7 protein-coding genes are annotated in these 6232 nt (G+C 59.0%); 6 read left to right on the top strand and 1 reads right to left on the bottom strand.

Annotated features, from left to right (window positions below; all coding sequences use genetic code 11):
- The first annotated feature begins 358 nt into the window (after positions 1–358).
- The 6 genes from ACFE0K_RS16100 (at position 359) to ACFE0K_RS16075 (ending at position 5383) form a co-directional block, all read left to right on the top strand.
- Positions 359–637, top strand: coding sequence for a hypothetical protein (locus ACFE0K_RS16100; protein WP_434537037.1), 279 nt, complete (start codon positions 359–361; stop codon positions 635–637).
- Entirely contained in the window at positions 637–1239 is a 603-nt protein-coding gene (locus ACFE0K_RS16095; protein WP_434537036.1) for a GNAT family N-acetyltransferase, read from the top strand. Before ACFE0K_RS16100 ends, ACFE0K_RS16095 begins: the two co-directional genes overlap by 1 nt.
- 348 nt (positions 1240–1587) lie before the next feature.
- Complete coding sequence (locus ACFE0K_RS16090) at positions 1588–2589, top strand: AraC family transcriptional regulator (RefSeq protein WP_434537035.1); 1002 nt, start codon at positions 1588–1590, stop codon at positions 2587–2589.
- Between the two features lie 125 nt (positions 2590–2714).
- The gene (locus ACFE0K_RS16085; RefSeq protein WP_434537034.1) at positions 2715–3596 is read left to right on the top strand and encodes a fatty acid desaturase; all 882 of its coding nucleotides are present in this window, start codon (positions 2715–2717) and stop codon (positions 3594–3596) included.
- Between the two features lie 13 nt (positions 3597–3609).
- Positions 3610–4416, top strand: a complete 807-nt coding sequence (locus ACFE0K_RS16080) for an SDR family NAD(P)-dependent oxidoreductase (RefSeq protein WP_434537033.1) — start codon at positions 3610–3612, stop codon at positions 4414–4416.
- A 202-nt stretch (positions 4417–4618) separates the two neighbouring features.
- The gene (locus ACFE0K_RS16075; protein WP_434537032.1) at positions 4619–5383 is read left to right on the top strand and encodes an NYN domain-containing protein; all 765 of its coding nucleotides are present in this window, start codon (positions 4619–4621) and stop codon (positions 5381–5383) included.
- Between the two features lie 120 nt (positions 5384–5503).
- Here the strand turns inward: ACFE0K_RS16075 and ACFE0K_RS16070 are convergent.
- Positions 5504–6232: TRAP transporter large permease subunit (locus ACFE0K_RS16070; protein ID WP_434537031.1), on the bottom strand; the 729-nt coding region annotated here is incomplete at its 5' end.

Genomic DNA, 6232 nt, shown 5'->3' with positions numbered 1-6232 from the left:
CGAACCGAGCGTAGCGAGTCGACAGAGGCAAAGGTCTGTCCGCCGTTCTTTCTGGAACCTGTCGAACGCTGACATTCCTGATCGCCCTGCGGGCGATTTCCGCGCAAGCGCGGTTCGCACCTCATACTCGCAGAGCACAGAGAGCGCCGTTATTCGCTTCGCTCACCCTTCGGGCCGCACGGAACTACGTGCGTTACTCCGCTACGCTACGTTCCTACAGCGACCTCGAAAAAGCTCGGAGCTTGAGGAAATTTCGGACCTTTCCCCATCCTACGAGTGTAGCTTGTAGGTCGCCCTCCCCCTTCCCGCCCCCTTTTTGCTATGCTGATCGCCTTCACGGCCAGTTTGGGGGAAGTCCGTGCGTTACCTGTTTGCTGCCATCGCGCTGATCCTGTCCGGCACCCTGTTTGCCGAACAGAGCAATGATACCCGCCTGCTTACGGAGGAGGAGCGTGACGCCCGCCTGCGCGAACAGCAGGAGCTGTCAGAACGGGCCGCAGAATTACAGGATCGACAGGACACAGCGCAACAACTCCTCCGCCAGCAGGACCAGTACCTGGACGCGCTACAGCAAGAAATCCAGGCACTTAAAAAACTCTCAGAAGAGGCAGATAACACTGCCCGGGCAGATCAGTGATGTTGCAATGGCTACGCCAGCTTTTTCACCGCCGGACACCTTCGAAGCCGGCCCTCCATAACCCGGAAACCCGGCAGGAGCCTGAAACCGTCCGCACGGCCGGCCCCGCGCCAGAGGCGGACCCTATCGCCGCCCTGATGCCCTTCCAGATTCGCCCCTTGCACAGCAGCGATATGTCAGAGCTTCTCGGCGTGTTTCGGGAAGCTATCCAGATCAGTGCAGCAGCGGACTACGACCAGCAGCAGCGGGATGCCTGGAGCCGCGGCCAGAGCTACGACAGCCTGATCTCCGTCCTCAGCGAAGGCGACACGGTAGTGGCCGAGTGGGACGACAAGCTGGTGGGCTTTGCCCACCGGATTCGCGACTACATCAACATGGTCTTTGTCCACCCGGAGGCCTCCCGGGTCGGTGTCGCCACCCTGCTTTACCAGCATCTGGAAGACGGCGCTCGCATCGAAGGCCTGACTGAGCTGACTACCCATGCCAGCCTGACTGCCCACGATTTTTTTGCCTACATGGGCTATGCCAGCGAAGGCCAGGAACAGGCCGAACGGGATGGCATCCCGCTGACCCGCCACGCCATGCGAAAATCGCTGGTCTGAACCCAACCGCATCATGCGGGATTGATCGAAAAATCTGATAACACCCCTCAACCCAGCCTTCTGGGTTCCCCTCGGGACTGTCGTTATTCTTTACTCATTGGATGGCGGCAGAACTGCTCTCTTCGCCTCCAGATCTACATCCATGCGTTGATTCTGTGATACCCGGAACCCGTGAGGGTTCATGCTTCCCCCCCTTAGGCCGTCACCCCTGACGGCCGTTTTTTTGTCTGCCGTGATCTGCCGCTCAACGAGCCGCGCGGTTCTGTCATTGCCTGCCCGAAACCCAGGTGCGACTATCTATTTCTACTCAGTTCCGCACCACCGCCGCCGCACAGGACCCGTTCGACCATGACTCCGGACCTGGCAATGACCTACTGCCGCATGATCGCCCAGACCCTAGGGCTGGATCAGGCCGGGCTGCAGACACTGGTAGCGGGCACCGGCGTGGACGTGGATACCCTGCAGCACAGCGACGGCTTTATCGACTGGCCCGGTGCTTGTCAGTTGATCCGTAACGCCCTGCAGCTCACCGAGCACCCGGATATCGCCCTGCAAACCGGCCTGCGCGCCCTGCCCGCCATGCACGGCCCCATGGGCATTGCCGCCATGGCCAGCCCCAGCCTGCGTGACGCCATGCAGTTGTTTGCCCGCTTCAACAACACCCGCACCCGAGTGTTCAGTTCCGAGATGCAGGAAACCAATGACCGCCTCAAGCTGGTGCTGTCATTCGCCTACCCGCAGGATGAGGTGGTGCGCTTTCTCACCGAGTCCGCCATGGCCTCCGCCTATGCCTGCCACCTGGTGCTGCGTGGCAAGCCGATCGAGGAAGGCGAGGCTCATTTCAATTACCCGGCGCCACCCCATGCCGACTTTTATCCGCACACCTTCAAGGGCACCCGTATCATCTTTGATGCCCCGGCGGTGGCGCTCTGCCTGCCATCCCGTTACGGCGATGAGCCACTGCCCGGCCATGACCGCGAACTGATGTGGATGGCCGTGCAGCAATGTGAAGCCCGTCAGGAAAGCCTGCGACGACAGGGCACCCTCAGCGACCAGGTGCTCGCCCTGCTGCATCAGTGCCGGGGTCAGTCCAGCCTGGAAACCATGGCCGAACGCCTCCATCTCAGCCCACGCACCCTGATCCGCAAACTGAAACAGGAAGACACCCGTTTCCAGCAATTGCGGGACCAGACCCTGAGCCGCCGGGCGACTCAATTACTCAGCCTGCCTCATTACACCGTCAGTATGGTCGCCGAAGAGCTGGGCTACACCGATGTAGCCAGCTTCCGTCGGGCCTTCCAGCGCTGGTTCGGCACCAGCCCGGGCCGCTTCCGGCAGGGGAACCTTTAGCCAGACCACCCGGAATATTGCGAACAGTCGATTGTCACTTTATATCCCCCTATTGGCAGTTTCCGCGCTTATTTTCTCCCGCCAAAAGGTAAACACTCTGTTTGCAACCTTGCAGGAGAGCGCCCATGACAATGACAACCGCCCCGCAACACGACCAGCTGAAGACCCTGGCCCGGCTCAAGGCATCCCCCCGAATCGCCTGGCCCACAGTGACCCTCATGGTGCTGTCCCACGGGGCCAACATCCTCAGCTGGGTGATGGTGCTTAACGGCCTCTGGCCAGCCTGGGTGGGCCTGGTCATCAACAGTATCGCCGGCTATGTGATGTTCACCCCGGCTCATGAAGCCATCCACCGCTGTGCCGCTCGCAAGCCCGAGCACAACGATTGGATTCTTGCTATTGCCACCTTTGTGGCTGTGCCCTTCGGCAAGGGCAAGATGTTCCGGTTGATGCACATGCGCCACCACCGTTTTGCCAACGATCCGCAGAAAGATCCGGATCACTGGATGGCCAGCAGCCTGTGGACCATGCCTCTGTGGGGCTTCTGGCCCTTCCTCTATCTGATCAACTTCCTGCGCAATCCGCAGGTGCTGCCCAATGTGAAGCCCGCGGAGATCTGGCGCGAGCTGGCGGTGGCCGGCGTGGCACTCACCGCCCTGTTTCTCTGGCGCCCCTATGAAGCCCTGATGCTGTGGCTGATCCCTTCGTATTTTTCCTTCTACCTGATGTGTCTGGTGTTCATGGTATTGCCCCACTACCCGCACACCGGCCGCCAGGACGTGGACCCGAACACCACCGCGCTGATGCGCATGGGCAAGGAATGGCTGCTGACGCCGGTGCTGATGTACCAGAACTATCACCTGATCCATCACCTCTACCCCACCATTCCTTTCTATCGCTACGGCAAGGCCTGGAAAGCCCGGGAGCAATATCACCGGGAGCATTCCGGCAGCATGATCATCCGCCCGTTCCAGCTTGGCCCGGACGACAAACCCGGCAACGCCTGACAGGAAAACAGCAATGACAAAAACCGTACTGATTACCGGCGGCGCCGGCGGCATTGGCCGGGAATTTTGCAAGCGTTTCAACGACGACGGCTACCGCATCATCGTCTTCAGCCTGTTGCAGGAGGAACTGGATGCACTCGGCAATGATCTGAAATCACAGCGTCCCGACGTGGATTACCATGCCGTACAGATGGACCTATCCCAACCCGGGGCCGCCGAAAACATCATGCAGTGGCTGGATCGGCAAAACCTGGAACTGGACGTGCTGGTCAATAACGTGGGCTTCGGCATGATGGGCGAGCACGTGGAACAGGACAGCCAGACACTGGAGCGCATGCTTACCCTGAACAACATCCTGCTCAGCAAATTATGCATGCTGGTGGGCGCGCGCATGAAGGCCCGTGGCCACGGCAAGATCATGAATATCGGCTCGCTGGCCGGCTTCTGCCCCATGCCCTTCTTCGCCGCCTACAGCGCCAGCAAAGCCTTCGTGATCAACTTCAGCGCCTCCCTGCACGAAGAGCTGAAACCCTACGGCGTGCAGGTCACCTGCTTCTGCCCCAGCACCACCAAAACCGCCTTTCTGGATACCGCCGAGAGCAAACATAAATCGTCCAGCGGCATCAGAGAATTCGTCTCGGCACACATCGCCACCCCGGAAGCGGTAGCCAAAGCCGGCTACGCGGCCCTCAACAAGGGCAAGCGCTACGCCCTCCCCGGCCTGTCCGTGACCCTGCAAAGCCTCTGGATCCGCATGATGCCTCTGCGTGTCATGGCGAATTTTGTGTACAAGAAATCGCTGAAGGCAGTTAACAGTTAAAGGTGAATAGTTAACAGCTACGCGTACCAGCATGTTTTGTTCTGAAAGCAAAGAGGCCGCGCCCATCACCTAGGCGCGGCCTCTTGGGTTCGAAACCAGGACAACACTATCCCGCGACGCTGTTAACTATTCACTATTAACTGTTAACTCTGCCCCGCCGAATCCGTTATGTTAACGTTATCGCAGGCAAAAGGAATGCATCATGGCAGGCAGCAACATTGGCACGGAGTCTTCACCGGTCAGCAGCACCTCGTTGGCGGTGCTTATTGATGCGGACAATACCCCGCCGAAAATCGTCGACGGTCTGTTCGAGGAAATTGCCAAATTCGGCACAGCCAGCGTCAAACGCATCTATGGCGACTGGACCAAGCCCAACCTGGGCGGCTGGAAAAGCGTGCTGCTGAAACACTCCGTCCAACCCATCCAGCAGTTCGCCTACACCCAGGGCAAGAACGCCACAGACTGCAGCATGATTATCGATGCCATGGATCTGCTGTATACGAAACAACTGTCCGGGTTCTGCCTGGTATCCAGCGACAGCGACTTCACCCGTCTGGCAGCCAGATTGCGCGAAGAAGGGCAGACCGTTTACGGCTTCGGCGAACGCAAAACCCCCGGCCCCTTTGTAGCCGCCTGCGACAAGTTCATCTACACCGAGGTATTGCGTTCGGATCACACCCCGCAAGACACCGCCGGCAAAACCGATGAACCTGCACCCAGCGAGCCGGTCAGCAAGGAACCGCCACCGCTGCAGTTGATCGCCAACGTGATTGACGATATTTCCGACGAAGACGACTGGGCCAACCTGGGCACCGTGGGCCAGCACCTGAGCAAGCGCAAACCGGATTTCGACACCCGCCTGTTCGGCCACAAGAAACTCAGCGACATGATCCGCGCCTACCCCAAGTGGTTCCAGATCCAGAAAGGACAAGGCAAAAGCATTCAAGTAAAAACGGTACGAAAGTAACGTTCTCTTCTTCACCAACCGGCTCAAACGCAAGAGGCCACGTCCATTATCTGGACGCGGCCTCTTGCGTATCTGACCCTCAAAGCGACTGATCGCGCAGCTATTAACTATTAACTGCTTTTACCTAACCAGCCAGAGACTGAGCTGCGGGATATAGGTAATCATTAGCAAGGCGATAATCAGCACCATCATGAAGGGAAGCGTGGCCGCGAACAGCTCGGTGACTTTCTTCTTGAAACGGTAGCTGGCGATGAACAGGTTCATGCCCACCGGCGGCGTGATATAACCGATCTGCATGTTGGCTACAAAGATGATCCCCAGATGCACCGGGTCGATACCGTAGCGCAGCGCCACCGGCAGGATCAGCGGCACCATGATCACCAGCGCCGCGAAGATATCCAGCACCGCCCCCAGCAACAACAGCAGAATGTTGAGCAGGATCAGGAAGGTGATCTTGCTCTCCACGTGGGTCTGGATGAGGGTGAACAATTTCTCCGGCACCCCGGCGTAAACCAGGTAATCGGTAAAGGCCAACGCCACTGCCAAAATCAGCAGGATGCCGCCCACCATGATCATGGAATCACGCATGATGCCGGGCAGTCTGCGCAGGGTAATTTCCCGGTACAGGAACACTTCCGCCACCAGCACATAGAGCGCAGTCACCGCTGCAGCCTCACTGATCACCAGGAAGCCGGAGAAAATCACCCCCAGCCCCACCAGCGGCAGAGGCAGCTCCCAGCGCGCCTCCCAGAGCGCATCCACCAGTTCACGGAAATCGAAACTCTGACACGGCACCTCGATGCCGCGCGTCGCCCACACCCAATAGCCGTAAATCAACACGACAATCAA

The sequence above is a fragment of the Alcanivorax sp. genome (assembly GCF_051117345.1).
Lineage (GTDB): Bacteria > Pseudomonadota > Gammaproteobacteria > Pseudomonadales > Alcanivoracaceae > Alcanivorax.
The sequence above is the reverse complement of the archived record's forward strand: the minus strand, read 5'-3'. Positions and strand labels throughout refer to the sequence as shown.